Source organism: Arthrobacter sp. B0427-1-12, assembly GCF_059092905.1.
Genome location: NZ_JBNHIC010000005.1, coordinates 124,354 through 151,256, shown reverse-complemented (window position 1 = coordinate 151,256; position 26,903 = coordinate 124,354). Strand labels below are relative to the sequence as shown.

Here is a 26,903-nt window from a genome sequence, read left to right as displayed (position 1 = left end):
CCCACCCATGATGCACTCCCGGCCATGACCTCATCCGGAGAAATTCAAATGAGGCAACGAATCAGTCTTCCCGGAGGTATTGCAATGAGGCAATAGGTGCGGCGGCGGTTTGCAAGAATATGTGCATGGAGCAACTGGACAAGTCCTCAGCACGGCGTCATTTCAGGCAGGAACGCGGGCGCATGAGTCCGACGGCCCATGAAGCCGCGGCGCGTGCCTTCGCCGACCTGGTCCTGGCGGAACTCGCAACTGATTCGGCCCGGCCAGGTGTGGCCGCCTACCTGTCCATGGGCCTGGAACCATCGACGCACCACCTCCTGCCGGCACTCGACGAAGCCGGGTACAACATCGTCCTGCCGGTGTGCGAGCCTGCCTTCCAGCTGAGCTGGGTCCGGTGGACCCCGGAGGTGGACCTGGAACCCAGCCTGCTGGCACCGGTGCGCGAGCCTGTCGGCCCGCGGCGGGGCATCGACGTCATGGCTACGGTAGGAACGGTGGTGATCCCGGCACTGGCTCTGGATACCAACGGCAACCGGCTGGGCCAGGGCGGCGGTTTCTACGACCGGTTCCTGGCACGGCTGACGGCCATGCCCGAGCGGCCGCGGCTGGTGGGCATGGTCTATGCGAATGAACTGGTTGCTCCCGGAAGTTTCCACTACTCGGAACTCGACATCCCGCTCGACGGCGCCGTGACGCCGCACGGGTGGCACTGGTTCGGGCGCCGAAACGTGTACAATTAGCACTCGGATTCAGCGAGTGCCAATCAGCGATCGGCACGGGCGGGTCCAGCCACGGTTTTTCAGGAGGAATCACAGTGCCCACTTACGCCTACGCCTGCAAGGACTGCCAGCACGCATTCGACATCCAGCAGTCCTTCACTGACGACGCGCTGACCGTCTGCCCCGAATGCAGCGGGACCCTGCGCAAGAAGTTCAACAGTGTCGGCGTCGTTTTCAAGGGCTCGGGCTTCTACCGCACTGATTCCCGTGACGCCAAGGGCTCCGGCACGCTGCCTTCGGCGACGGCCAAGGAGGCCGGTTCCACGGCTCCTGCCGCCGCAGCTTCCACTCAGGCGCCCGCCAAGACGACGGCGGCAGCCAAGGCGACGGCGGCAGCCAGCTAACCGCTGCATCCCTCCACAGGCGAGGGCCTGGCCAGATTATCCACATCCGGCAGTGACCGCCTGCCCCATCGGGGAACATCTTCCTAGCGTGGTGCCATGCCACGCACACAGTCATCCCCGAAATCGCCCGGCCTGCCGGACCGCCTGAGGCGCTGGGCGCTGCGCCGACGCCGGCTGCTGGCTGCCTTCCTGTTCTGTCTGGCCGCCGGCATCGCCGTACACGAGCTCACGCCTGCCAGTGAGATCCAGGTGCCCGTCGTCATGGCCGGCAATGACATCCCCGCCGGCACCGTACTGACCGCGGAGCATCTGCAGCTGTCCCGAATAGCTCCATCCGGGCTGCCGGATGCCGCTTATGAAGCGCCGGATCCGCTCATCGGGCAGCAGCTGGCATCACCGGTCCGGCGAGGATCGATCTTCACGGACGCCTCCATTGTCGGGCCGGGACTCCTCACGGGCGCACCGCCCGGGACGGTTGCCGTCCCGGTCCGGCCTGCAGACCCTTCCACGCTCCAACTGCTGGGACCCGGCCAACGGATCGATGTGGCATTGAGCACCGGCAACGGCTATGAGGAGACCTCAAGCACCAGGATCCTGGCCCACGGTGTCGTCGTCCTCTGGACCTCTACCGGCGAACAGGATGCACAGTGGCTGGGCGCACCCGGGGGCGAAGGCCTGGTGGTAGTTGCCGCCGGCCCGGATGAGGCGACCGCCTTGGCCGGTGCATCGAGCAGCGGCCAGGTCCATGTTGTCCTGACGGGATCGGATCAGCTGCCGCCAAGCCAGGCCCAAGCGGGATGACAGCCGGGAAGGACCAAGACGCCGCACCTCCCGGCAGGGATCATCCCCAGTGGGGCGGACGCTGGTCGTGAAGCCATGCGTCCCGGTCCTCGTCACGGTCGCCCCAGGCACGAGGATCATCCTCCGCGGCTCGGCTGGGGATCACGCTCCCAGTGCCGGCCGAACGCCGCGGATGGTCCGTTCCGGCGGCGGCACCGGTCCCGGCCGCGGGACCGGTCAGGGCGGCCGCGCCGGCGCCGTTCGCGGGCTCTGTACCGTTCACAGGTTCAGTGCCGTTCACCGCGTCCGCGCCCTGTCCGGGCCGGTGCCAATAGCCGTGCCGGACCCGCTGGTCGCGCCAGCGCTGCCGGCCGTGCCCATGGCGGCGTTGTCGGTGTCTGCGTTGTCCGTGTCTGCGTTGTCCGTGTCGGCGTTCTCCGAGCCAGCGTTGTCCGAGCCGGTGTTCTCCGAGTCAGCGTTGTCCGAGCCGGCAGCCGGAGAGTCTTCAGCTCCCTCGGCAACGGCACTGTGAACGTCGGCACTGGGAACATCGGCACTGTGAACACCGGCACTTGGACCGGGGGTATGCCCAGCTGCCTGTACCTTGCGCAGGTTCGCAGCGTGCAGCGGTTCCTCCGTCTCCTTAGGTGCAGGAAGCCCCAGATAGCCGCCGATGAGGTTGGCACATCCTGACGGGTCCGTAAAGACCTCGATGGTCCACAGCGGCATGTAGCGCCACCCCAGACGCTCGAGGAGCTGGGGCCGAAGGCGGCTGCGTTCCCGCACGCTCGCGGTCCGGTACCGCTGCGTACCGTCGGATTCGATTGCCATGGGCGTGATGACCACATTGTGCGGCGCCGTCAGCGGGTCCGGCGCTGCGACGATATCCAGTACACCGTTGTAGTGATCCCAGACGTTGGCCCCGCGCCGCCGCAGCCGTCCCACCAGATCAGCCACCAGCGGATCCTCATTCACCTCCGCGGCAGAAACGAGCGACGCACCGAGTCCGGCGTCGTCCCCAAGCTCACGCCTGAGCAGCTCATAGAAGTCCAGCGCGCCGTTGCCCAGGCGTGCGGGGTCGAGGTCATCCGGGGTGAAGCAGGTCAGGACATGCAGCTGGTTCCTGGCCCGGGTCATGGCGGTCACGAACAGGCCGCGCCCGTCCGGACCGGACAACGAGCCGAAATTGTGCAGTGCCCGGCCGTGCGGTGTCCGGCCAAAGCCCAGCGAAAAGATGATGCAGTCCCGTACGAGGCCTGCCGCGTGTTCGACCGGCACTACCCGGAAAGATTCCCGCCCGGGCTTGAAGAAGTCCGCGGCCCAGGGATGGTTGGCCATCTGGAGCCGAATCGCCTCCGCCAGCCGCGCAGCATGCCGCACCCCGGCCGTGACGACAGCCAGCGATTGGCGCGGACGCCGCCGCACGTGCTCGAAAACCAGGTCGACGGCGCGGTTGACCTCGGCGGCAACGCTTTCAACGCCATCAAGGTCGGCAGTCGGCATGCCCGTTCCATCGGCGATGTATTCGACGGTCAGCGCACGTCCCGCCCCGGCCAGGGACCGGGCATCCGGCAGCCGGCTCAGCCGGCCATCGTAGAACGTCGTGTTCAGGTACTGGATCAGCGCCTGGTCCACTCCCCGGTACACGACATTAAGTTCGCGGCTGGGCAGGACCTTGGCAAGGGCGCCGAAGGCGCTCTCCAGTTGCTGCTCCCCCGTGTCGGACACAGGTTCAGTTCCCACGGAGAACGGCTGCGGCCCGGCCAGGCAGCCGTCGCCGAAGGCGATAACCTGCCGGGCCCGCCCAATGGCCGGAACCGCAGACGGCAGGGAAATCGATTCGGCTTCCAGGATCAGCACCGCGTCGAACTTCTTATGCGGCGGCAGTACCGTCGGCAGCACCAACGGACTCACTGCCCAGACCGGTATCAGGGCGGACACGATCTCGTCCGCCTGGTTGCTCAAGGTCCGCAGACTCACGCTGCCAGCCTTGAGCAGCTCCCGCAGCGAAGCAGCGTCCACAGGGCGGTCGGCCACCGCCTGCCGCCAGCGTTCAGCCAGCTGCCAGCGCAGCCTTCCGCTGCCGGAGGCAATATGCGCGTTGTCCGCCAGCCGGTACTCGGCTTCGAGCTGGCGCAGGTGGTCGCCGTCCGACATGGCCAGGTACTCGTCACCGCTGATCATGGCTTCGAGGGCGGACTGCCACCAGGCCAGTTCCAATTCCGAGCCGACCTGCGGGGCCGCCACTTCGCGTGCCGAAAGTTCGTCCAGCAGTTCGCCAAGTCCCTGGTCGCGCAGTTGCTCCAGCAACATTGTGCGTTCGGGCAGTGTCGTCAGTGTCTGCTTGTCCGCAGCCAGCTCATTGAGCCTGTCCACCAGGTCCTCGTACCGGGCGGACGCGAGGTTCCCACCGCCGGGCGTGGGGGCCAGGATCCCGGACAGCGTTTCCAGGTTCTCCTGCGTCTGCAGGTAGAAGCCGTTGATCTCCGCCAGTCCCGTGGGCACGGAAGGGTGCCGTTGCGTCGTCGCATACTGGCTCCACAGGGTGCGCTGCTGCTGCACATCGAGCAGAGACGTATGCAGGTCGGAAATGTGCACGCCTGGGCGGACATATTCCTTCGCGACCCGGCGCAGCCGGGACCGGGTCATGGCGCTCATTTCCACGCCCCGCTCACGCCGCCACGCCGACGGCGCCGTAGCGGAAATCAGGTCCGTGACCGGACGGTCAAAGATATCCGGAGTGAATTTGTCCAGGCTGGCACGCACAGCAACCAGCAGTTGCAGCTGCTCGCCCCACTCATGGAAGGTCAGCCCCAGTCCGATCTCCGAGTGTTCCGCGACGCGTTCCATCTTCTCGCGCAGCTGCGGAAGGTCCCGTGCAAGGTCGGAGGTAAGCCGGTGCGCCTCCTCGGTTTCCTTCCGGTTAAGCAGCTTGGCCCCATACCAGGGGGATGCGGCAGCAGCCTTGCTGAAACTTCCCAGCTGCGCGGCCCGCCGCAGCCGGGCTGTTACCTCGCCGCGGTCCTTGATGCCGTCCAGCACGCTGCGCTTGAGCCGGACGGTGGTGGCGGGGGCCGGATCCAGCGCGGTCAGCTCCGCCAGCGACTGCATCGCCTGGTACGGGGAGCAGCCCCAGCGCGGACGGACATTGTGCAGCGACTTGACGTGATCCTGCAGCTGGTGCCGGTGTTCCACGAGGGTCCGGTGCAGGTTATTCAGGCTGGGTGCCTCGGCTTTCTCATTGCGCACGATGGCCCGGACCAGCTGGTCCTTGAGCTGCTGGTCCGAAATGTTGGCGCTCACCTGAAGCACCACCGAGCCAAGGCCCAGGGCATCGAGCTGCTCAACGAACTGATGGAGGGTGCGGCGCCGCTCGGCAACCACCAGCACGCTCTTGCCCTCGCTGGCCAGAGCGGCGGCGGCGTTGATGGCCGTCTGCGTCTGTCCGGTGCCCGGCGGGGCCGAAACGACCAGCGATTCCCCTGCCTTGACCAGGTCCAGGACTTCCTGCTGCGCCGGATCCGCGTCCAGCACCAGCAGTTCGTCGGCAGGATCGCGCTCGTCGACCGGAGTGAAGGATGCGGTCCTGACCTCAGGAACCGACGGCTCATAGTCCGGCTCCGCCGTCGCGGCGAGGGCGGACAGCACCGGGTGCGGAGCCCCCAGGGCAGGATCGGAGCCGGCATCGACCAGATCAGCGAAGGTGGAGACGAGGATCCGGTGCTCGATGGACATCCCCCGGACGTTCTCCGTCATGCTGCGCAGCCGCTCGAGGACCGGATGCGGCTCGAAGCGCGCGGTGCTGTAGGCAAGGCGCGCAACGGCATCCGGGTCGATGCCGATGCGCTGCTCGGTCCGCAGGTGGCGGACCAGTGCAGGGTTCAGCCGCGCCTGCTCGGAGAGCTGAAGTTCGTAGTCGTCCTGCGAGGGGCGGACGGTCAGGGCCACGGGCGCCAGCATGACCGGAGCCGTCATCTGCTGCATCGCCCCTGCCCGGACAGCACGCCAGGTGGCGGTCCCCGCCGCGAGGTAGCCGACGTCCAGCCCACGTTCGGAGCCCATCTCGAACATCTTCGCCCGCAGCACGCGGGCGGCCCGCATCGCTGCGGAATAGTGCCCGGGATCGCGCAGGAGGGTGGACAGGCGCGTGCGGCGGCCGGTCAGCAGCTGCGTCAGGCCGGAGGGATGGGCATGGGTCAGGTCGATGCTGTTGCCCGTGGACGGGGCGAAGTGGAGCAGGGTGTCAGTACCGGCGTGGCTGCCGAGCATGCGGAGCCACGGGCGCAGCGAATCCGCCGCAGCTTCCGCCGTCTCGGCCGCACCGGCCTGCGGCGCCGGTGGTTGCTCCGCATGGTGGCGGGCCGGCTTTTCCGGATTCTGGCGGGCGGATTTAGACCAAAGAGGCATGTCTACAAAGCTATCTGAGTCGGGGACTGAACGCGGGGAGGCTGCGCGGGAAAGCACCGAAATGGCTGCTCCCCCGGCGCCGGTCCGGGGCGTGCCGGAATTACTCCCATTCAATGGTTCCCGGCGGCTTGCTGGTCACATCGAGCACAACGCGGTTGACGCCGTCGACTTCATTGGTGATGCGGTTCGAGATCCGGGCTAGCAGATCGTACGGCAGCCGGGACCAGTCCGCCGTCATGGCGTCCTCGCTAGACACCGGCCGCAGCACGATCGGATGACCATAGGTACGCCCGTCGCCCTGGACACCGACGCTGCGCACATCGGCCAGCAGGACCACCGGCATCTGCCACACCTCGCTGTCCAGTCCAGCCGCCGTGAGCTCCGCCCGGGCGATGGCGTCCGCCTTGCGCAGCAGGTTCAGCCGCTCCTCGTCGACAGCGCCAATGATGCGGATCCCCAGGCCGGGACCGGGGAAAGGCTGGCGGCCGACGATCTCCGCCGGCAGCCCCAGCTGGGCTCCGACGGCGCGGACCTCGTCCTTGAACAGCGTCCGCAGCGGCTCCACCAGTTCGAAGCGCAGGTCCTCCGGCAGGCCGCCCACGTTGTGGTGGCTCTTAATGTTGGCCGCACCCTCGCCGCCGCCTGATTCGACGACGTCGGGGTAGAGCGTGCCCTGGACCAGGAACCTGATCTCCTCGCCGTGGGCCTGGGCCTCGGCGATGATGGCGCGCTCGGCTTCCTCGAAGGCACGGATAAATTCCCGCCCGATGATCTTGCGCTTGGTCTCCGGATCCGTGACGCCCTCGAGTGCCTTCAGGAAGCGCTCCTGCTCGTTGGCCACATACAGGTTGACACCCGTGGCGGCAACGAAGTCCCGCTCGACCTGTTCGGCCTCGCCCTCGCGGAGGAGACCGTGGTCGACGAAGACACAAGTCAGCTGGTCACCGACAGCGCGCTGCACCAAGGCGGCAGCGACGGCGGAATCCACGCCCCCGGACAGGCCGCAGATGACGCGGGAGCTGCCGATCTGCGCCCGGATGCGTTCGACTTGCTCTTCCACGATGTTGCCGGTGGTCCAGTTGGGCTCCAGGCCCGCACCCTTGAAGAGGAAGTTCTCCAGCACTGCCTGGCCGTGGTCCGAGTGCTTGACCTCCGGATGCCACTGCACGCCGAACAGCTTCCGGGTTTCGTCCGCGAAGGCTGCAACGGGTGCACCGGCCGTGCTGGCCAGAACCTCGAAACCTTCGGGCGCCTCATGCACGGCATCGCCGTGGCTCATCCAGGCATTCTGGTGGTCCGGAGTCCCGGCCAGGATGGAGCGGGCGCCGCCGGCTACGGTGACGTCCGTCGCCCCGTACTCGCGCAGTCCGGTCCGGGCGACCTTGCCACCCAAGGCGTTCGCCATCGCCTGGAAGCCGTAGCAGATGCCGAAGACCGGAACGCCGGCCTCGAACAGGTCCGCTCCCACGTTCGGAGCTCCGTCCGCATAGACGCTGGAGGGCCCGCCGGAAAGGATGATGGCGGCCGGGTTCTTCGCCAGGATCTGCTCCGTGGTGAAGGTGTGCGGAACGATCTCGGAGTACACGTTGGCTTCACGGACACGGCGTGCGATCAGCTGCGCGTACTGCGCGCCGTAGTCGACCACCAGAACCGGCCGGTGTGCTGTTTGGGGGGTGGCGGGATTAGTCACCCTCCAAGGATAGTCGCCGCCCGCTCCCGGCCGCACATTGACAGGCACCGCCCGGCCGCCGCCGGCTGTGACTCCGCGCACTCAGGGACGGTCTGCACACCCGGCGCGGGCAGGCAGGCAGCGCCAGGCACGTACCGGGCCACCAGCAGCGACCGGCACATACTGCCGCTCAGTACCGCTTGGCAGCCTGCGGATGGGCCCCCAGCTCCTCCTCCACCTGGCGGTGGATCTTCTTCTCCACGAAGAAGGACAGCAGCGGCACCACTCCACCCAGGGCGATGAGGATGAACTTGCCGAAGGACCAGCGCATGAGCGACCAGAGACGGAAATCGGAGATGAGGTACGCCACGTACATCCAGCCGTGGATGATCAGCACCGCAATGGAGAGGTTGAAGCCGCCCTCGACCCCCGGCGGCTCGGCACCGGCGAAACCGAAGACGAAGGGCTCACCGGTGAAGGCATCCGTGCCGCCGGCGTACAGGAAGGAACCGAACCCGTAGCGCGCGATCATTTCGACGCACAGCAGCAGCAGCATGACGCCGGTGAGGTAGGCCAGGACTTTGTAGAAGCCCAATGCGGAGCGGATCTGCTGGTGGGTGCCCCCGAAGCGGCGCTTGGTGGTGCTGGCGGGCTGGGTCACTGTACTACCTCGTTGCTGTTTTCAGTCTTGGATTCGTTGGCGGGCTGGGATTCGTTGGCGGGCTGGGATTCGTCGGCGGGCTGGCTGGCGCGTGCTTCGGCCTCCGCGTCCTCGTGGGCCTCGAGGGTGCGCCGGTGGTCGTCGGCTACCAGCCGCCACCACAGGAAAAAGGCGAAACCTGCGAATACCACCCATTCCACGGCGTAGAAGACGTTCATCCAGTTGACCGGTGTCTCCTGCGGCTGCGGACCGACCTCGATGGGTTCCAGCGCGGATGCTGCGGCGCCGGCGCCTACCTCGGTTCCGCCGACGTCGATGTTGAACGCCGCCACGAACGCTGCATAGCTGGGGACGTCCCACAGGTTGATCAGCTCAGCCACGGACAGGCTGGCCACCTGGCCGTCGACGCGGGGCTCGGCGATCGGCGCCTCGGTGGGCAGCAGCCGGCCGGTCACCGTCGCCTGCCCGCCGGGGGCAGTGTCCGCCTGGCCCGGTTCGGCGATCCAGCCGCGCGCCACCGGAATAACGACGCCGGCCGGCGCGGTTCCGCTTGCCGGCGGCAACTGGGCGCCGTCAACGGTGAAGGCGGTCACCACCCAGTAGCCGGATCGGCCGTCACTGAGGCGGTTGCGGACCAGGACCTGGCGCTCGGGGTCGAAGCTTCCGGTGAAAGTGACCATCTGGTCGGCGGTGGCGGCCAGCAGCGGCTCCCCCGGACGGAACGTTTCAGTCAGCGGCCGGACCTGCTCAGTGGCGGCCGGCGGCGGCGGAGGCGCGTCCTGCGACTGGGAAAACTGCCACCGGCTCAGCAGCACAAACACCGTCGAAATGACGAACGCCAGCACGAGTGCGGCGATCCAACGGGGTTTGAGGGCGGTTTTGAGCACCCCTTAACGGTACTTCGTGCACCTGTAGAAATCCCAATGCGCTCCCCTGGCGGGCCCGGCCGCCGGCTCAGTGCCTGAAGAAGACGATGGAGGAATTGATCAGCTCGGCGACCACTTCGGCGTCGTGCGCCCGGCGCAGTGACTCGCGGAAGTTCTCCTTGAACAGGGATCGTGCCAGTGTGGCCAGCACCTCCAGATGTTCGGAAAAGGACGCTGCGGGCGTGGCCATCAGCAGGACCAGCGTCGCCGGACCGTCGACGGCCCCGAAGTCGAGGCTGTGCCCGTACTTGGTCACCCCCACAGCGATGCTCGTCTGATTGACGAACGCGCTGCGCGCATGCGGAATGCCGACTCCTCCGGGCAGCCCGGTGGCCAGCTGGTGCTCGCGGGCATTCACTTCGGCAAGGAACGCTTCCAGGTTGGAAATGCGTCCCTGTTCGAACAGCCGGGCGGCCAACTGAGCTGCGGCATCCTCCTTGTCGGCGGCTTCCAGTTCCAGGATGACCAGTTCCGGCGTTGTCAGTTCGGCATCGTTCAGTTCGAGGGGAAGCTCAGTCACGACCCACCATCCGCATCAGTTGCCCGGAAACCTAGCAGACCGGAACGATGTCATCCACGCCCATGCGCGCAGCGTCCGCCGTGACATCGTCGGGCTGTTCCTGGCTGAGCCGTTCGGCCTCCACCCGCGCCAGGTAATGCCTGACTTCGCGGTCCTTCTGCCCGTCGCTCCAGCCCAGGTGCGGCGCCATGAGCCGTGCCACCACCGGAGCCGCGGAGACGCCGCGGTCCCAGGCCTCAATGGAGATGCGCGTACGGCGGGTCAGGACATCGTGGATATGCCGGGCGCCTTCGTTCAGGGTGGCGTAGACAACCTCAGCTTCGAGGTAATCGTCGGCACCCGGCAGCGGCTCCCCCAGGGCCGGGTCCTGCTTGATCAGCGCCAGTACATCGTCTGCCAGCGAGCCATAGCGCTGCAGCAGGTGTTCCACCCGCGCCACGTGGACGCCGGCCTGCTCGGCGGTGCGCGCACGCCGGTTCCAGGCGGCCTTGTACCCCTCGGCTCCCAGCAGCGGAATCGTCTCGGTACAGCTCGGCGGAACCCGCTCATCCAGGGTCCTGGTGGCCTCATCCACCGCATCCTTGGCCATCACCCGGTAGGTGGTCAGCTTGCCGCCGGCGACGACGACCAGGCCGGGGACGGGATGTGCCACGACATGTTCGCGGGACAGCTTGGCGGTCGAATCGTTCTCACCCGCCAAGAGCGGACGCAGGCCGGCATACACGCCCTCGACGTCCTCGCGGGTCAGCGGCCGCTTCAGCACCCGGTTCACACGCTCCAGGAGGTAATCGATGTCCTTGGAGGACGCCGCCGGATGGGCCTTGGCCAGGTTCCAGTCCGTGTCTGTCGTCCCGATGATCCAGTGCCGCCCCCAGGGAATCACGAAGAGCACGGACTTCTCCGTCCTCAGGATCAACCCCACAGTGGACTGGAAGCGGTCCCGCGGGACCACCAGGTGGATGCCCTTGGACGCCCGGACCTTCAGCTGGCCGCGCTCGGTGACCATGGCCTGGGTTTCATCGGTCCAGACGCCGGTGGCATTGACCACCTGCTTGGCCCGGATTTCGAATTCGCTGCCGTCCTCCTGGTTCCTGACCCGGGCGCCCACCACCCGCTCCCCCTCGCGCAGGAACCTGACCACCTTCAGCCGGTTGGCCGCATAGGCGCCGTAATGGGCGGCGGTGCGGACGACGTCGACAACCAGCCGCGCGTCGTCGACCTGCGCGTCGTAGTAGCGGATAGAGCCGATAAGCGAGTCGTCTCTCAGGCTCGGTGCCGCCCGCAGCGTGCCGCGCCGGCTCAGGTGCTTGTGCATCGGCACTCCGCGGGCGTGGCCGGAGGTCATGCCCAGCGTGTCGTAGAGGACCATGCCCATACCCACGTAGGGACGTTCAATAACGCGCCTGGACAGCGGATAGAGGAACGGCACGGGCCGGACGAGGTGCGGCGCGATGGTCTGGATCAGCAGGCCGCGCTCCTGCAGTGCCTCCTGCACGAGGGAGAAATCGAGCATTTCCAGGTAGCGCAGGCCGCCGTGGATCAGCTTGGAGGACCGGGACGACGTTCCCGAGGACCAGTCCCGCGCCTCGACGATGCCCACGTCCAGTCCGCGGGTCACCGCGTCCAGCGCGGAACCGGCTCCGACGATGCCCCCGCCGACGATCAGGAGGTCCAGTTCCCTGCCCGGCTGCGTGGTGGCCCCCAGCGCGGCGAGGGCTTTCTCCCGGTTCCCGGGGCTGAGGGCTCCTGACTTCTCGCGGACGCCGGCTGCGTGCCGTGGACCGGCAGCGGTGGCACCTTCTGACATGGCTCGCAGACCTCCCTTGGCACCGCGACCCCGGCGCCGAACAGCTTTGGTGTAGCGCAGTACGTCCAACGATACTGCCTGCGCCTGCCGGACGTGTCTATTCAGGGCCCGCTTCGCCTTCCCAGTGCCCTGCTTCGCCTAGTCGTTGGCGATGTACGGGGAGACCACGACCTCGCAGCGCTGGAACTCCTTCAGATCCGAATAGCCGGTGGTCGCCATGGAACGCCGCAGCGCCCCAACAAGGTTGGACGTGCCGTTAGTGTGGTGCGAGGGGCCATGCAGCACCTCGGCCAGCGGCGCGACGGTGCCCACCCGGACCCTGTCGCCGCGCGGCAGCTCGGCATGGTGGGCCTCCTGGCCCCAGTGCCAACCCTTTCCCGGCGCTTCTTCGGCCCGGGCCAGCGCGGATCCGAGCATGACTGCGTCGGCACCCATCGCGATCGCCGTGACGATGGCTCCGCTGAAGCCGAGGCCACCGTCGGCAATCACGTGCACATAACGTCCGCCGGATTCGTCCATGTAGTCCCGGCGTGCGGCCGTCACGTCCGACAGCGCCGTGGCCAGCGGGGCGTGGATGCCCAAGGCGCGGCGCGTCGTCGTCGTTGCTCCGCCGCCGAATCCGACCAGCACGCCGGCCGCGCCGGTGCGCATCAGGTGCAGCGCCGGTGTGTAGCCGGCGGCACCGCCGACGATCACCGGCACGTCCAGTTCATAGATGAACTGCTTCAGGTTCAGGGGCTCCTGTTCCTTGGAGACGTGTTCGGCGGAGACCGTGGTGCCGCGGATGACGAAGATATCGACGCCGGCATCCACCACCGTCTTGTAGAACTCCTGGGTGCGCTGCGGCGTGAGGGAACCGGCGACGGTGACACCGGAGGCACGGATTTCGGCCAGCCGGGAGGTGATCAGCTCCGGCTGGATCGGCGCCTGGTAGAGCTCCTGCATCCGTTTGGTGGCCGCGGGACTGAAGTTCTCATCGCCCAGCGTGGCGATCTCATCCAACACCGGCTGCGGGTCCTCATAGCGGGTCCACAGGCCTTCGAGGTTCAGCACGCCCAGGCCGCCGAGCTGGCCCAGGGCAATGGCGGTGGCCGGCGACATGACGGAGTCCATCGGCGCGGCGATGACCGGGGTTTCGAACTTGTAGGCGTCGATCTGCCATGCGACCGAGACATCCCTGGGGTCCCGGGTGCGGCGGGAGGGGACGACTGCTACGTCATCGAGGGAGTAGGCTCGGCGCCCACGCTTGCCACGGCCGATTTCAATCTCGTAAGTCACCGGTCTAGGTTATCGCAGCTGATACGAGAAACCCGCGCGGCTGCCAACTGGCGGCCGCGCGGGTTGCTGCGGAAGGGGTCGGGAAAACTACCGGGACCGGTAGTTCGGTGCCTCCACGGTCATCATGATGTCGTGCGGATGGGACTCCTTCAGCCCGGCCGACGTAATGCGGACGAACTTGCCCTTCTCCTTGAGCTCGGCGATGGTGCGCGCACCCGTGTAGAACATGGTCTGGCGCAGGCCGCCGACCAACTGGTGGGCCACGGCGGACAGCGGACCGCGGTAGGGAACCTGGCCTTCGATGCCCTCCGGGATCAGCTTCTCATCGTCCGGCACGTCAGCCTGGAAGTAACGGTCCTTGGAGTAGGAGGTGTTCTTGCCGCGGGTCTGCATGGCGCCCAGCGACCCCATGCCGCGGTAGGCCTTGAACTGCTTGCCGTTGACGAACACCAGGTCGCCCGGGCTTTCGGCCGCGCCTGCCAGCAGGGAGCCGAGCATGACGGTGTCCGCGCCGGCGACCAGCGCCTTGCCGATGTCCCCCGAGTGCTGCAGGCCGCCGTCGGCGATGACCGGCACGCCGGCGGGGATCGCTGCCTTGGCAGACTCGTAGATGGCGGTGATCTGCGGAACGCCCACGCCGGCAACCACACGGGTGGTGCAGATGGAACCCGGGCCAACACCGACCTTGATCGCATCGGCGCCGGCATCGATCAGTGCCTGCGCGCCCTCGCGGGTAGCAGCCTGGCCGCCGATGATGTCCACGTGGGCCGCTGCCTTGTCCTTCTTCAGCCGGGCAATCATGTCGAGCACCCCGGCGCTGTGGCCGTTGGCGGTGTCCACCACCAGCACGTCGACACCGGCCTCGATCATTGTCATGCCGCGCTCGTAACCGTCGCCGAAGAAGCCGATGGCGGCGCCGACACGCAGGCGGCCCTCATCGTCCTTGGTGGCCAGCGGGTACTGCTCCGCCTTGTCGAAGTCCTTGACGGTGATCAGTCCGCGCAGGATGCCGGCGTCGTCCACCAGCGGGAGCTTTTCGATGCGGTGCTTGCCCAGCAGCTCGATGGTCTCTGCGCGGCTGATGCCCACCTTGCCGGTGATCAGCGGCATCGGCGTCATGACTTCGTTGACCTTGCGGCTGGGGTAGTCCGCCCGGGGAACAAAACGCGTGTCACGGTTAGTCACGATGCCCAGCAACTTGCCGTCCTCGTCCACTACCGGCAGACCGGAGACGCGGTAATGCGCGCACAGTTCGTCCCAATCGCGCAGCGTCGCGTCCGGATGCACGGTGACGGGGTTGGTGATCATGCCGGATTCACTGCGCTTGACCCGGTCCACGTGCTCCGCCTGGTCCGCGATGGACAGGTTGCGGTGGATCACGCCGAGGCCGCCCTGGCGGGCCATGGCGATGGCCATGCTGGATTCGGTCACCGTGTCCATGGCGGCGGACAGCAGCGGGGTCTGCACCGTGATCCGCTTGGACAGGCGGGAACTTGTATCGGCCTCGGACGGGATGACGTCCGTCGGGCCGGGAAGGAGCAGGACGTCGTCGTATGTCAGGCCAACGAAGGCAAATGGATCATGTTCTAGTTGGCTCACAACTGCGCCTCTTTCGGGATTACCGGGTGGGGGATGCTGCGCGGGGGACGGTCCGCTGCTGCTTCAATCGTAAAACGAAAGGCCCGTCTGCCCTATTCCGAATTCATTCCGTGGGCACCGTCACAGCGCTTTCAGGGCGCCGTCGCAGCGCCCTCACGGCGCCGGCCAGCCGAGAGCGGCGGCGAACCGCCCGCCGAAGACCGGCACCGTCGTCTCCACATAGCTGCGGCTGAGGTGGTCATGGTCCAGGTAGACCAGGACGTTGCCGATCACCCCGGGACAGCCGTCGGCAGTGCACAGCAGGTCCGTCATATCCATTGGCCGCACACCGGGCATCGTGGCCGCGAAATCCTGCAGCGGCGAGACCTCCGCCAGCACCTCGGCACGCGGCCGGGCGCAGGCGGTGGGGTCGTCCCCGTTGCGTTCGATGCATTCCGGCATGGGGAAGCTGAAGCGCGGCGAATCCCGCAGGGCGACCACGTCGATGCCGGCTGCGGTGAAATCCTGGATTCCGGCGGCATAGCCCTCCACGATCGCTTCCCCGGCATCGCCTTGGTCCGTCCTGGTTCCAACGGTGAACACGGCATCGGGCTTTTCCTGCAGCACATAGTCATGGACCGCCTGGTTGTAGGCATTGCAGTCGTCGGAGCGGGACTCGACGGCGGCACCGTAGCGGCAGCCCATCTTCAGCAGGGCCACCACCTGCCAGCCGCGTTCCTCCGCCACCGGTTCCAGTGCCGTCAGCCACATCATGGAGTGGGAGTCCCCGAGCATCACGACGGTCCGGGCGGCTGTTTCCCGGTCCCCCACCACGCGGCAGGGCACGGGCTGGCCCGTGGCCGGATCCGTCTGGCCGTGGCACTGCTGATCCACTTCCGCCCATTCGCCGGAGAGGCTGCTGAGCGTCGGTTTGACCTGCGCGTCCTGTCGGCCGGTGAACTCGAAGCCAGGCGTCAGCGCCGCGGCTCCCGGGTTATCCAGCGGCGACTGCTGCTGGACAGCCTGCTCCTGGGCCTTGACCTGGAATTGCCAACCGCTCAGAGGTGCGGCGACCACGGCGACTGCCACGGCGATGACCAGGCCCATGCGGCGCCGCTTCGACTCAGACCAGGTCCAGCTGCGGACGGGCATTTCCACGACCCGGGTGGTGAGAACGGCCAGCAGGATCGACACGGCAATGATGGCGGCGCCGTCGAGCAGGCCGGCCGCAGAGCGCCCGCTGACGGTCAGGTACCCGACCAGGACCGGCCAGTGCCACAGGTAGAGCCCGTAGGAGTTGTTCCCCATCCGCACCAGGGGCCGGGCGGTCAGCAGACGGTCGGCGCCGAAGCGGCTCCCGGTCCGGCCCGCGATGATGATGCATGCAGCCGCCAGGGTCGGCCACAGCGCCACGTAGCCGGGGAACTGCTGCTGGACCTGCAGCAGCAGCCCGCAGCTGACCATGGCGGCGAGGCCGAACCAACCGAGGATGATCCGTACCCGCGGTCCGAAGGTCAGGTATGGCAGCGCGAGCGCGAGCAGCGATCCCAGGGCGAACTCCCACAGGCGCGTGCGCGTGTCGAAATAGGCGTAGGACTGGTTCGTGGCAGTCTGCCACACGGAGAAGGCCAGCGACGCGGCGAACACGCCGCCGAAGATGACGGCCAGGATGGCACGGTAGCTCACCGCTCTGTAGCTCACGGCTGTGGCCGGCAGGCGGCGTCCCGATCGCGCCGCACCACCGTTGAGGAACCGGTGCAGGATTGCCGCAGCCGCGAAGATCAGCGGCCAAAGGATGAAGACCTGCCCTTGGATGGACAGCGACCAGAAGTGCTGCAGCGGGCTGGCCGCGCTGTGGTCGGCCGCGTAGTAGTCCACCGCATTGTTGGCCAGGACCCAGTTCTGGAAGTACAGCAGGGACGCCCAGGTCTGGCTGAAGATATCCGCCCAGCGGCTGCTGGGCAGCAGCCGCGCGGTGGCCACGAGGACGGTCAGGAGCACGACGACGATCGCCGGCAACTGCCGCTTGAACAGATGCAGCCAGTACTTAACCAGGTGGAGCGGTTTCCCGTCCTCGCCCTTGCGGGTGAAGGACATCGTGATGAGGAAGGCCGAGATCAGCAGGAAGATGTCCACGCCGCCGGAGACTCGCCCCAGCCACACGTGGTACACAACAACCAGGAGGACAGCGAGGGCACGCAGGCCCTGGATTTCCGGACGGTAATTGCGGGCAGGCCCTCTGGGCTCCGCAGGCGGCTCATGGCGGCGCTCCGTCAGCTGCACGCTTGACACAAAATACCCTTCGAAGCTGGCAATGACCCATCGAGTCTATCGCCCGGGGCTGCCGAAGCCCGGCATTCCGGGGTTCGGCAGCCGGTCCATCGGCCGCGAACGGCCTATAAATAACCAGCAGGGCCCCGGCCGTCCTCCCCGGTACGGGATGGACGGACCGGGGCCCTGCCAGATGTTGCTTGCCGGAGCCGGCCTAGTGGCTGTGGCCGGCGTGGGCGTCTTCTTCCTCGGCTGGCTTCTCCGCGACCAGGGTCTCGGTAGTGAGTACCAGGGCGGCGATGGAAGCGGCGTTGCGCAGCGCGGAACGGGTGACCTTGACCGGGTCGATGATGCCGGCCTTGAGCAGGTCCTCGTACTCGCCGGTGACCGCGTTGAAGCCGTGGCCCAGCTCCAGTCCGTTGACCTTGTTGACGACGACGTAGCCCTCGTACCCGGCGTTCTGGGCGATCCAGCGCAGCGGCTCTGCCAGGGCCTTGCGGACCAGGCCGACCGCCGTAGCGGCATCGCCTTCCAAGGCCTTGACGCTGACGTCCGAATCGAGCGCGGCGGCTGCCTGCACCAGGGCGGAACCGCCGCCGGAGACGATGCCCTCTTCGAGGGCGGCACGGGTCGCGGACACAGCGTCCTCGATGCGGTGCTTCTTTTCCTTGAGCTCAACTTCGGTGGCAGCACCGACCTTGATGACGCCGATGCCGCCGGCCAGCTTGGCCAGGCGCTCCTGCAGCTTCTCGCGGTCCCAGTCGGAATCCGTGCGCTCCACCTCGGCGCGGATCTGGGCCACGCGGTCGGCCACGTCGGCCTCGGAGCCGGCGCCGTCCACGATGGTCGTGTTGTCCTTGGTCACGGTGATCCGGCGGGCGGAGCCCAGGACCTCCAGGCCCACCTGGTCCAGCTTCAGGCCCAGGTCGGGGGAAACCACCTGTGCGCCGGTGAGGATGGCGATGTCCTGCATGATTGCCTTGCGGCGGTCGCCGAAGCCCGGAGCCTTGACGGCGACAGCGTTCAGGGTGCCGCGGATCTTGTTCACGACCAGCGTGGACAGGGCCTCGCCCTCGATGTCCTCGGCGATGATGAACAGCGGCTTGCCGGCCTGCAGCACCTTCTCGAGCAGCGGCAGGAATTCCTGCACCGAGGAGATCTTGCCAGAGTTGATCAGGATGTATGCGTCCTCCAGAACGGCTTCCTGGCGTTCCGGATCCGTCACGAAGTACGGCGAGAGGTAGCCCTTGTCGAACTGCATGCCCTCGGTGAGCACGAGCTCGGTCTGCATGCCCGAGGCTTCCTCGATGGTGATCACGCCGTCCTTGCCGACCTTGTCGAACGCTTCGGCCAGCAGTTCGCCGATGACGCGGTCCTGGGCGGAGATCGTCGCGACGTCGGCAACGTGGTTACCCTCGACCTCGCGGGCGTTTTCCAGCAGGCGGGCAGCCACGGCTTCCACCGCAACCTCGATGCCGTGCTTGAGCTGGCCGGGCGCGGCACCTGCGGCCACGTTGCGCAGGCCTTCCTTGACGAGGGCCTGGGCCAGCACCGTCGCCGTCGTCGTGCCGTCGCCGGCAACGTCGTTGGTCTTGGTGGCTACTTCCTTGGCCAGCTGCGCGCCGAGGTTCTCATACGGATCCTCCAGCTCGACCTCGCGGGCGATGGTCACGCCGTCGTTGGTGATCGTGGGGGCGCCCCACTTCTTGTCCAGCACCACATTGCGGCCGCGCGGACCGAGAGTCACCTTGACGGTGTTGGCCAGCTTGTCGACGCCGGCCTCCAGCGCGCGGCGGGCAGCGTCGTTGAACTCCAACTGCTTTGCCATATGTCTACTTCCTTTGGCTTTGACTTTGGCTGTGAGCAAGGAAAGCCCCAGCCGCTGTGCGGCCGGGGCTCCTTGTGCGGACTACTTGACGACGACTGCCAAGACGTCGCGGGCGGACAGGATCAGGTACTCCTCGCCGCCATGCTTGACTTCGGTTCCACCGTACTTGGAATAGATAACGACGTCGCCTTCGGCAACATCGACGGGAACGCGGTTGCCGTTGTCATCAACGCGGCCGGGGCCAATGGCCACGACCTGGCCTTCCTGCGGCTTTTCCTTGGCTGTGTCCGGGATCACCAGGCCGGAAGCGGTGGTCTGCTCGGCTTCCAGCGGGCGGACAACGATGCGATCCTCAAGAGGCTTAATAGAGACCGACACTCGGACCTCTCCTTCACATAAGTTATGTACGGGCGAAAGGTGCCTTGCGGCATGCCTACCGTCGTCGCGGTGCCGGCTGGCGGGTGCCGTCAGGCAGGGGCCTTGCGACCCCCGGGAATTAGCACCCTCAGGGTGAGAGTGCCAATGACGACTCTATGCAAGGCGTTAGCACTCGGTCAAGGCGAGTGCCAGCGACCGGCGCACCGTCCGGCACCACGACAGGCGGAATGGGCTTTGTGCGTCGATTTGTTACACGGGACACACCGGAGCGAAGTTGCGTTAGGCATACCTAACCGATAGTTTTCTGGGGCAAGCACAATTAGGTCAGGCCTACGTCACCTAATTCACCCACCCGCCCCCACGGCGGGTACGAGACCAGGAGCATTAGCCCGTGCAGAAGACTCTCCCCGCCAAGGTCATGGCCCTGGCCGCCGCATCGATGTTGATGCTCAGCGCCTGCAGCCAGACCAGTGCCGAGGCCCAGGATGCTTCCGGCAGCGAAACAGTCACCGTGGACCATGCACAGGGAACCACGGAGGTGCCGGTGAACCCGGAAACCGTCTACACCTTCGATCTGGGCGTGCTGGACAGCCTGGACGCCCTGGGCGTCCAGGTCGACGGAGTTCCGCAGGCAAACCTGCCGGCCTCCCTCGAGGAATACGGCGCGGACACCGTCACCAACATCGGCACGCTGCAGGAACCGGACTTCGAGGCCGTGAGCGAAGGCGCTCCGGACCTGATCATCATTTCCGGCCGCGCCGCAGGGCACTATCAGGAACTGAGCAAGATCGCTCCCACCATCGACCTGAGCGTCGACGCCGCCGACCCGATGGCCAGCTTCAAGCAGCATTCGACCAGCCTCGGCGGAATCTTCCAGAAGGAAGCCGACGTCGAGGAAAAGCTGGCCGCGATCGATGCAGACATCGAGGCAACCAAGGCCGCTGCAGCCAACGCCGGCAACGGCCTGGTCGTCATGACCAGCGGCGGAGAACTGACCGCCTACGGCGCCGGCTCCCGGTTCGGCCTGATCCACGACGTCCTCGGCGTCCAGACGGCAGCCGATGTCAAGTCCGACGGCCGCCACGGCGAGGCTATTTCCTTCGAATACATCGCGGAGAAGAACCCCGCGCATCTGTTCGTCATCGATCGCGACGCCGCCATCGGCGAATCCGGCGAAGCCGCGGCCGCCGTGCTGGACAACGAACTGGTGAACGGAACGGACGCCGCCGCCAACGGCAACATCCACTACCTGGACTCCACGCAGTGGTACATCGTCGGCTACGGCCTGAACAATGTCGACGCCATGGTCAACGCCGTCGGCGACGCCCTGAAGTAAGAAGCCGTCGAAGCGGCGGGACCTTGGTCCCGCCGCTTGCGCTGTACAAGGATCCAGATACAAGATGACTGCCTCAGTCCATGCTCCGGCCGGTGCCGGCACTGCTGCCGCTCCCACCACAGCGGCAGCCCCGGCCAGGCCTCCCCGCCTGCGCGGCACCAGCCTGCAGCTGGCAGCGGCCGGTGCCGCCGTCGTCGTACTCGCGGCGATCAGCATGTTCGTGGGCGTCAGCGACGTTTCCCTCGGGACGCTCTTTTCCGCCGAAGGCAACGCAACGCAGATCTTGCTGATCAGCCGCATCCCGCGCACCCTGTCCATCATCCTGGCCGGCATGGCCATGAGCGTGGCCGGACTGATCATGCAGCTGATGGCGCGCAATAAGTTCGTGGAACCGTCCACGGTCGGCACCATCGAATCGGCCACCCTCGGCATCCTCGCCGTCACCGTACTGGCCCCGGGTGCCTCGCTGTTCACCAAAATGCTGGTGGCCACGTTCTTCGCCGCCGGCGGCACCGCACTGTTCCTGCTCATCCTGCGCCGGCTTCCGCTGCGGAACACCCTGCTGGTTCCGCTGGTGGGCATTATGCTCGGCGGCGTCGTGGCCGCCGTGACCACCTTCTTCGCCTACCGGTTCGACCTGCTGCAGACCCTGAATACCTGGATGGTCGGCGACTTCTCCGGCGTCATCGCCGGCCGGTACGAACTGCTGTGGATCGTCGCGGTCCTGACCCTGGTCGGCTACATCTGCGCCGACCGGTTCACCGTGATCGGGATGGGCCAGGAGTTCACCACCAACCTGGGGCTCAACTACAACCGGGTCATGACCCTGGGCCTGGTCATCGTCAGCCTGATCAGCGCCGTCGTCGTCGTCACGATCGGCGCCATTCCCTTCCTCGGCCTGATCATTCCGAACCTGGTCTCCCTGCTGATCGGCGACAATGTCCGCCGCGCGGTGCCCTGGGTCGCCGTCTTCGGCGCCGGCTTCGTCCTGGCCTGCGACATTGCCGGCCGCCTTGTCCGCTTCCCCTATGAGATCCCGGTGGGCACCATCGTCTCCGCCGTCGGAAGCGTGCTGTTCCTCTACCTGCTGCTGAGGCGGCGCCGTGCTTAGCGCACCCGCCGTCGTCACACGCACCGTCCGCCGCACCAAGGGTGCCTCGCCGCTGGTGCCCATCGTCGTCCTGGGCCTGCTGGCCGCAGTGCTCGTCGCGGTCTTCATGACCATCGAACTGCGCGGCAACCTCTCCTACATCCTGCCGCGCCGGGCAATCCAGGTCGGCTCCATGATCCTGGTGGCCTACTGCGTGGGCGTTTCCACGGTGCTGTTCCAGACCGTGACCAGCAACCGCATCCTGACGCCCTCCATCATGGGCTTCGATTCCCTGTACCTGCTGATCCAGACGGTACTGACGTTCAGCTTGGGCGCCCAGGCGCTGCTCTCGCTCGGCGGGCCCGTGCGCTTCGGCATCGAAGTGGTGCTCATGGTCGGCTTTTCCTGGCTCCTGTACCGCTGGCTGTTCACCGGCGGCGGCAAGAGCCTGCACCTGATGCTGCTCGTGGGAATCGTGTTCGGCGCCATGTTCCGGGGCGTTTCCTCCCTGCTGCAGCGGCTGATCGACCCGAGCGAATTCATCATCCTGCAGGACCTGTTCTTCGCCAGCTTCAACAATGTGGACGGCACGCTGCTGCTGGTCTCCAGCCTGCTGGTCGCCCTGGTCAGCGCGGCGGCCTGGCGGGTGCGCAACCGGTTCGACGTCCTGGCCCTCGGCCGGGAAACCGCCGTCAACCTGGGCGTGGACCACAAGAGCACCGTCACCCTGACGCTGGTCATCTGCTCCGTGCTGGTCGCCGTCTCCACCGCGCTGGTCGGTCCGGTCACCTTCTTCGGCCTGCTCGTAGCCAGCCTGGCCTACCAACTCTGCGGCATCTTCCGGCACAAATACGTGCTGCCGGTTGCCGTGCTGATCGGCATCATCGCGCTGGTCGGCGGGCAGCTGGTGCTGGAGCGGATTTTCGAGTTCAACACGGCCCTGAGCATCGTGATCGAGTTCATCGGCGGACTGGTGTTCATCGCCATGCTGCTGCGAGGCTCGGTCCGATGACGTTCCGTTCTGTCCCGGTATTTGTCCCCCTCACGTCCGTCCCCATCGCATTGCCCGAGGTACCCGCATGATCCAGGTTTCCGGAGTCTCCAAGAAATACGGCTCCCAGCAGGTGGTGCGCAGCGTCAGCTGCAACATTCCCAAGGGCGGCGTCACCTCGATCATCGGCCCCAACGGCGCCGGCAAATCGACGCTGCTGTCCATGGTCAGCCGGCTGGCACCGATGGACTCCGGCTCGGTGGCCATCGACGGACTGAATGTCGCCGCAACCGCCGGGGACGTCCTGGCCCGGAAGATGGCGATCCTGCGCCAGGAGAACCAGCTCACCGTCCGGCTGACCGTCCGCGACCTGGTCGGTTTTGGCCGGTACCCGCACAACAAGGGGCGCCCGACCGCCGAGGACCTGACCCATATCAACCAGGCCCTCGACTACCTCAACCTGACCGGACTGGCCGACCGCTTCGTGGACGAACTCTCCGGCGGACAGCGCCAGCGCGCCTTCATTGCCATGGTCCTGGCGCAGGACACCGACTATCTGCTGCTGGACGAGCCGCTGAACAACCTGGACATGAAGCATTCGGTGGAAATGATGCGGCTGATGCGCCGGCTGGTGGATGAGCTGGGCAAGACCGTCGTGCTGGTCATCCACGACATCAACTTCGCGTCCTGCTACTCGGATACCATCATCGCGATGCAGGACGGCGCCATCACGCACCAGGGCAGCCCGGCGGAACTGATGACCTCCGAAGTGCTGGCCGAAATCTACGACATGCCGATCCAGGTCGCCGAAATCGGCGGCGAGCGCATCGCCGTTTACTTCTCCGCGGGAGTCGGCGTACCCGCCCTAGGTGCGCCGGGAATCTGAGGCGGCCCGCCGCCGTCGTACGCCACGGTACGACGGCGGCCCTTCAGTTCCGCTGCCGGCGCGGCTTAGTGCCGGGTCTCCCGCCGCCGGTCGCCGCTCATGGTAGGCACCGCGCTCGACGCCGTCGCATCGTCCCGCCAGCGCAGGATGGCGCCCACTCCTTCCTGCAGCGATACCGCTTCCGACGGGACCGTCTGGACCGCGGCATCGGTGGTCAGCGCCAGGAACAGCAGGTCCTCGACGTCCTTCGGCTCGGCGCCCTCGGTGATCAGCAACTCGTCCACCTGGCCGCGCTTCAGGGCGGAACGGGTTTCGGCGATGCCGGCTACGGCCTGTCCGTCCCGGGCCTGTTGCTCAATGAACTTGTCCACAGAGGCCTTCTCACGCTTGGCGATGAATTCGTTGACCGCTTCCGCCAGATGCTGTTCAAAGGCCTCCCGGTCGATCCCCTCGGTGCGTCCGCCGCCTGGCACCTCCACTAAGCGCGCACGGGTCTCCTGCCCAACCTCCTCCTTCAGCAGGTTCGCCGCCCGGACATCGCCGGTGAGGATCACCAGGTCCGGACGGTATTCCCGGACCAGCTTGTCCAGCTTCTCCGCCACGGCCTCGGCGTTGCGCTCCCAGGAGTCCTCCACGCGAGCCTCGATGTTGGTGTTGCGCCAGCCGCGCTGGCCCTTGACGTGGACCTTGCGGAGTTCGTCGTGGCCGCCTTCCACGGAACCGTCCTCCCCCAGCACATTCCGGCTGCCGGTCAGCTTGGGATCTTCGGGGGCGCGAAGGCTGAAATCCGCGCCTGAACGATTTACTTCAACCAGGATCTGCGAGACGGCATCCTTGGCCACGCGCATCAGCGGCAGGAGCTTGGGCCGCTGGTCCCAGGTGATACCTTCCTGGGGCGGAACGGGCAGGACCCGGTCGATGTGCAGTTGATCGGCAGTGGCCAGGAAAGCGCGGCCGTGCGGGCCGCCGATGCCTGCCGGGGTGAGGATGGAGTCTTCGATCTGCTGGAGAATGCCCACCGGAGCCCCTGACCGTGCGGCCGCCTCGCGCAGATGCTCCCAGCGGGTGGTGAGTTCGGGGCCGGAGGAGGCGCCCTTCCTGGTCGTGTCCACGTAGACGGTCAGGAACGGTGGGTTTTCGGTGAGTACATCCTTCAGCCATGGGAATCGCATCTGCGCACCTCCAGTAGATGTGGCGGCGATCGCAACCGGACGCCGCCCGGACTCGATCCCTTCACTCTGCCACGACGACGACGGCATGACAATGGCCGGGGAATCGGGCTTACCATGGAGTCAGATTTGCCTCTACCACAGCCCATCCACTGCCCCGCTGCTGCCCGTGCGGAGCCTACGGCAGGCGGCGACCGGCATACCCCCGGAGGTCCTCATGGGACTGAACGTTGCGCAGAAACTTATCCAGGACCACCTGGTCAGCGGGGAAAGGAGTCCCGGTGCGGAAATAGGGATCCGCGTGGATCAGACCCTGACCCAGGACGCCACCGGAACCATGGTCATGCTGGAGCTGGAGGCCCTTGGCCTGGACCGGGTCCGGACCCAGGCCTCCGTGCAGTATGTGGACCACAATCTCCTCCAGACGGATGAGAAGAACCCGGAGGACCATCTGTTCCTCCAGTCCGCTGCCCGGCGTTTCGGGCTTTGGTTCTCCAAGGCCGGCAACGGCGTCTCCCATCCGGTGCACCAGTCCAGGTTCGGCAAGCCCGGTGCCACCATGATCGGCTCCGACTCCCATACCTGCGCGGCAGGGGCCATCGGCATGCTCGCCATCGGCGCCGGCGGGCTGGAAGTCGCCATGGCCATGGCCGGCGAGCCGTTCTATGTGGCCATGCCGCAGATCTGGGGTGTGGAACTGACCGGGCAGCTGCCGGACTGGGTCTCGGCGAAGGACGTGATCCTGGAGCTGCTGCGGCGCCACGATGTCAAGGGCGGCGTGGGCCGCATCATCGAGTACCACGGCCCGGGCCTGGCGCACCTGACCGCCATGGACCGCCATGTCATCGCCAATATGGGCGCGGAGCTGGGTGCGACGACCAGCGTTTTCCCCAGCGATGCAGCGGTGCGGACCTACCTGGAATCGGTGGGGCGGCCGGAAGATTACCGGGAACTGCTGGCCGATCCCGACGCCGGATACGACGTCGCGGAGACGATCGACCTGTCCGGACTGGAGCCGCTGATCGCCCGGCCGTCATCCCCAGGCAACGTGGTGACGGTCCGCGAGGCCGCAGGCGAGGAGGTGTTCCAGGTGGTCGTCGGCTCATCGGCCAACCCGGGCCTGCGCGACTTCGCCGTGGTCGCGGAGATCCTGGACGGCCGCCAATGCAGCGACCGGGTTTCGGTTGACATCAATCCAACGTCCCGGGAAATCCTCGAGGACCTGACCCGGGGCGGCTGGCTGTTCAAGCTCATCGCCTCGGGCGCCCGCATCCACCAGACCGGCTGCATGGGCTGCATCGGGATGGGCCAGGCTCCTGCGGCAGGACGGAACAGCCTGCGCACGGTGCCGCGCAACTTCCCCGGCCGTTCCGGGACCAAGGAGGACGCCGTGTGGCTGTGCTCGCCCGAGACCGCGGCCGCCGCCGCGCTGACCGGCGTGATCACGGACCCGCGCGAACTGGATATAGCCCCTCCGCGTCCGAAGCTGCCGGAGCACTTCAGCATCAACACTGCCATGCTGCTGCCGCCGCTGCCCGCTGACGAGGCCCGCACGGTCCAACTGGTGAAGGGGCCGAACATCGCTTCGCTGCCGGATTTCGATCCGCTCCCCGATTCGCCGACCCTGCCTGTCCTGCTGAAGATGGCGGACAACGTCTCCACCGACGAAATCCTGCCCGCCGGCGCCCGTGTCCTGCCGTTCCGAAGCAACATCCCCAAGATCGCGGAGTTCGCTTTCGAACGGATCGACGGGACCTATCCCGCGCGGGCGAAGGCTGCGGAAACCGGACATCTGCTGGTGGCCGGCGAAAACTACGGACAGGGTTCCTCCCGCGAACACGCCGTCATCGCCCCTCGCTATCTGGGGCTGCGGATCGTCGTGGCCAAGTCCTTCGCGCGGATCCACTGGCAGAACCTGGCCAATTTCGGCGTGCTGGCCCTCGAATTCGTAGACAAGGACGACTATGAGCTAATCAGCCAGGACGATGAGCTCTCCTTCGACCACGTCCGCACTGGACTGGATCAATCCAGCGAAGTCACGGCACAGCTGGGCGGGCGCAGCATCCGCCTGCGCCACCGGCTGTCACCACGGCAGATCGCCATGGTCCAGGCCGGCGGCCGGATCCCGGCCAGGCTGCAGGCGCAGGGCGCCGGCCAGGCCGGAAGCCCCGCCGTAGCGGAACCGCACGACCGGTAGCCTATAGA

21 protein-coding genes are annotated in these 26,903 nt (G+C 66.8%); 8 read left to right on the top strand and 13 right to left on the bottom strand.

Annotated elements, in window-relative coordinates; translation table 11 throughout:
• Window positions 1-119 precede the first annotated feature (119 nt).
• The 3 genes from AC5RWU_RS06095 (at window position 120) to cpaB (ending at window position 1,924) form a co-directional block, all read left to right on the top strand.
• The gene (locus tag AC5RWU_RS06095) at window positions 120-740 is read left to right on the top strand and encodes a 5-formyltetrahydrofolate cyclo-ligase (RefSeq protein WP_494036936.1); all 621 of its coding nucleotides are present in this window, start codon (window positions 120-122) and stop codon (window positions 738-740) included.
• 74 nt (window positions 741-814) lie between these two features.
• Window positions 815-1,123: an FmdB family zinc ribbon protein gene (locus AC5RWU_RS06090; RefSeq protein ID WP_494030193.1), complete on the top strand. Its 309-nt coding sequence runs from the start codon at window positions 815-817 to the stop codon at window positions 1,121-1,123.
• Between the two features lie 96 nt (window positions 1,124-1,219).
• The gene (cpaB, locus tag AC5RWU_RS06085; RefSeq protein ID WP_494030192.1) at window positions 1,220-1,924 is read left to right on the top strand and encodes a Flp pilus assembly protein CpaB; all 705 of its coding nucleotides are present in this window, start codon (window positions 1,220-1,222) and stop codon (window positions 1,922-1,924) included.
• A 40-nt stretch (window positions 1,925-1,964) separates the two neighbouring features.
• Here cpaB and AC5RWU_RS06080 read toward each other — a convergent pair whose 3' ends face one another.
• From AC5RWU_RS06080 to groES, 12 genes are all read right to left on the bottom strand, one after another.
• Window positions 1,965-2,186, bottom strand: coding sequence for a hypothetical protein (locus tag AC5RWU_RS06080; RefSeq protein WP_494030191.1), 222 nt, complete (start codon window positions 2,184-2,186; stop codon window positions 1,965-1,967).
• Between the two features lie 14 nt (window positions 2,187-2,200).
• Window positions 2,201-6,310, bottom strand: coding sequence for a DUF4011 domain-containing protein (locus AC5RWU_RS06075; protein WP_494030190.1), 4,110 nt, complete (start codon window positions 6,308-6,310; stop codon window positions 2,201-2,203).
• Between the two features lie 100 nt (window positions 6,311-6,410).
• Entirely contained in the window at window positions 6,411-8,000 is a 1,590-nt protein-coding gene (gene guaA / locus AC5RWU_RS06070; protein ID WP_494030189.1) for a glutamine-hydrolyzing GMP synthase, read from the bottom strand.
• A gap of 169 nt (window positions 8,001-8,169) precedes the next feature.
• Window positions 8,170-8,640: a DUF3817 domain-containing protein gene (locus AC5RWU_RS06065; protein WP_494030188.1), complete on the bottom strand. Its 471-nt coding sequence runs from the start codon at window positions 8,638-8,640 to the stop codon at window positions 8,170-8,172.
• Window positions 8,637-9,527 (bottom strand): SURF1 family protein, encoded by an 891-nt coding sequence (locus AC5RWU_RS06060; RefSeq protein ID WP_494030187.1) that lies wholly within the window; start codon window positions 9,525-9,527, stop codon window positions 8,637-8,639. Before AC5RWU_RS06060 ends, AC5RWU_RS06065 begins: the two co-directional genes overlap by 4 nt.
• Window positions 9,528-9,594: 67 nt before the next feature.
• A complete protein-coding gene (locus AC5RWU_RS06055; RefSeq protein WP_494030186.1) occupies window positions 9,595-10,086 on the bottom strand; it encodes a PTS sugar transporter subunit IIA in 492 nt (163 codons plus the stop codon).
• 31 nt (window positions 10,087-10,117) lie between these two features.
• On the bottom strand, window positions 10,118-11,893 hold the full coding sequence (locus tag AC5RWU_RS06050; protein WP_494030185.1) for a glycerol-3-phosphate dehydrogenase/oxidase: 1,776 nt from the start codon (window positions 11,891-11,893) through the stop codon (window positions 10,118-10,120).
• Window positions 11,894-12,031: 138 nt separating this feature from the next.
• Entirely contained in the window at window positions 12,032-13,171 is a 1,140-nt protein-coding gene (locus AC5RWU_RS06045) for a GuaB3 family IMP dehydrogenase-related protein (protein ID WP_494030184.1), read from the bottom strand.
• Window positions 13,172-13,258: 87 nt separating this feature from the next.
• Window positions 13,259-14,770 carry an IMP dehydrogenase gene (guaB, locus tag AC5RWU_RS06040; protein WP_494030183.1) on the bottom strand — a complete coding sequence of 504 codons (1,512 nt, stop codon included), beginning with the start codon at window positions 14,768-14,770 and terminating at the stop codon, window positions 13,259-13,261.
• 153 nt (window positions 14,771-14,923) lie between these two features.
• Window positions 14,924-17,041 (bottom strand): acyltransferase family protein, encoded by a 2,118-nt coding sequence (locus tag AC5RWU_RS06035; protein WP_494030182.1) that lies wholly within the window; start codon window positions 17,039-17,041, stop codon window positions 14,924-14,926.
• 193 nt (window positions 17,042-17,234) lie between these two features.
• Entirely contained in the window at window positions 17,235-18,848 is a 1,614-nt protein-coding gene (groL, locus tag AC5RWU_RS06030) for a chaperonin GroEL (RefSeq protein ID WP_494030181.1), read from the bottom strand.
• Window positions 18,849-18,929: 81 nt separating this feature from the next.
• Window positions 18,930-19,226: a co-chaperone GroES gene (groES, locus tag AC5RWU_RS06025; RefSeq protein WP_494030180.1), complete on the bottom strand. Its 297-nt coding sequence runs from the start codon at window positions 19,224-19,226 to the stop codon at window positions 18,930-18,932.
• Window positions 19,227-19,644: 418 nt separating this feature from the next.
• Here groES and AC5RWU_RS06020 point away from each other — a divergent pair, with 418 nt between their 5' ends.
• The 4 genes from AC5RWU_RS06020 (at window position 19,645) to AC5RWU_RS06005 (ending at window position 23,529) form a co-directional block, all read left to right on the top strand.
• Window positions 19,645-20,562 carry a siderophore ABC transporter substrate-binding protein gene (locus tag AC5RWU_RS06020; protein ID WP_494030199.1) on the top strand — a complete coding sequence of 306 codons (918 nt, stop codon included), beginning with the start codon at window positions 19,645-19,647 and terminating at the stop codon, window positions 20,560-20,562.
• A 64-nt stretch (window positions 20,563-20,626) separates the two neighbouring features.
• Window positions 20,627-21,673, top strand: a complete 1,047-nt coding sequence (locus AC5RWU_RS06015; RefSeq protein ID WP_494030179.1) for an ABC transporter permease — start codon at window positions 20,627-20,629, stop codon at window positions 21,671-21,673.
• The gene (locus AC5RWU_RS06010) at window positions 21,666-22,664 is read left to right on the top strand and encodes an iron chelate uptake ABC transporter family permease subunit (protein ID WP_494030178.1); all 999 of its coding nucleotides are present in this window, start codon (window positions 21,666-21,668) and stop codon (window positions 22,662-22,664) included. The genes AC5RWU_RS06015 and AC5RWU_RS06010 overlap by 8 nt, the downstream gene beginning before the upstream one ends.
• Before the next feature lie 67 nt (window positions 22,665-22,731).
• On the top strand, window positions 22,732-23,529 hold the full coding sequence (locus AC5RWU_RS06005; protein ID WP_494030177.1) for an iron ABC transporter ATP-binding protein: 798 nt from the start codon (window positions 22,732-22,734) through the stop codon (window positions 23,527-23,529).
• Window positions 23,530-23,594: 65 nt separating this feature from the next.
• Here the strand turns inward: AC5RWU_RS06005 and AC5RWU_RS06000 are convergent, their stop codons facing one another.
• Window positions 23,595-24,701 (bottom strand): baeRF2 domain-containing protein, encoded by a 1,107-nt coding sequence (locus tag AC5RWU_RS06000; RefSeq protein ID WP_494030176.1) that lies wholly within the window; start codon window positions 24,699-24,701, stop codon window positions 23,595-23,597.
• Window positions 24,702-24,915: 214 nt separating this feature from the next.
• Between AC5RWU_RS06000 and AC5RWU_RS05995 the strand changes: the two genes are divergently transcribed.
• The gene (locus AC5RWU_RS05995) at window positions 24,916-26,895 is read left to right on the top strand and encodes an aconitate hydratase (RefSeq protein WP_494030175.1); all 1,980 of its coding nucleotides are present in this window, start codon (window positions 24,916-24,918) and stop codon (window positions 26,893-26,895) included.
• The last annotated feature ends 8 nt before the right edge of the window (window positions 26,896-26,903 follow it).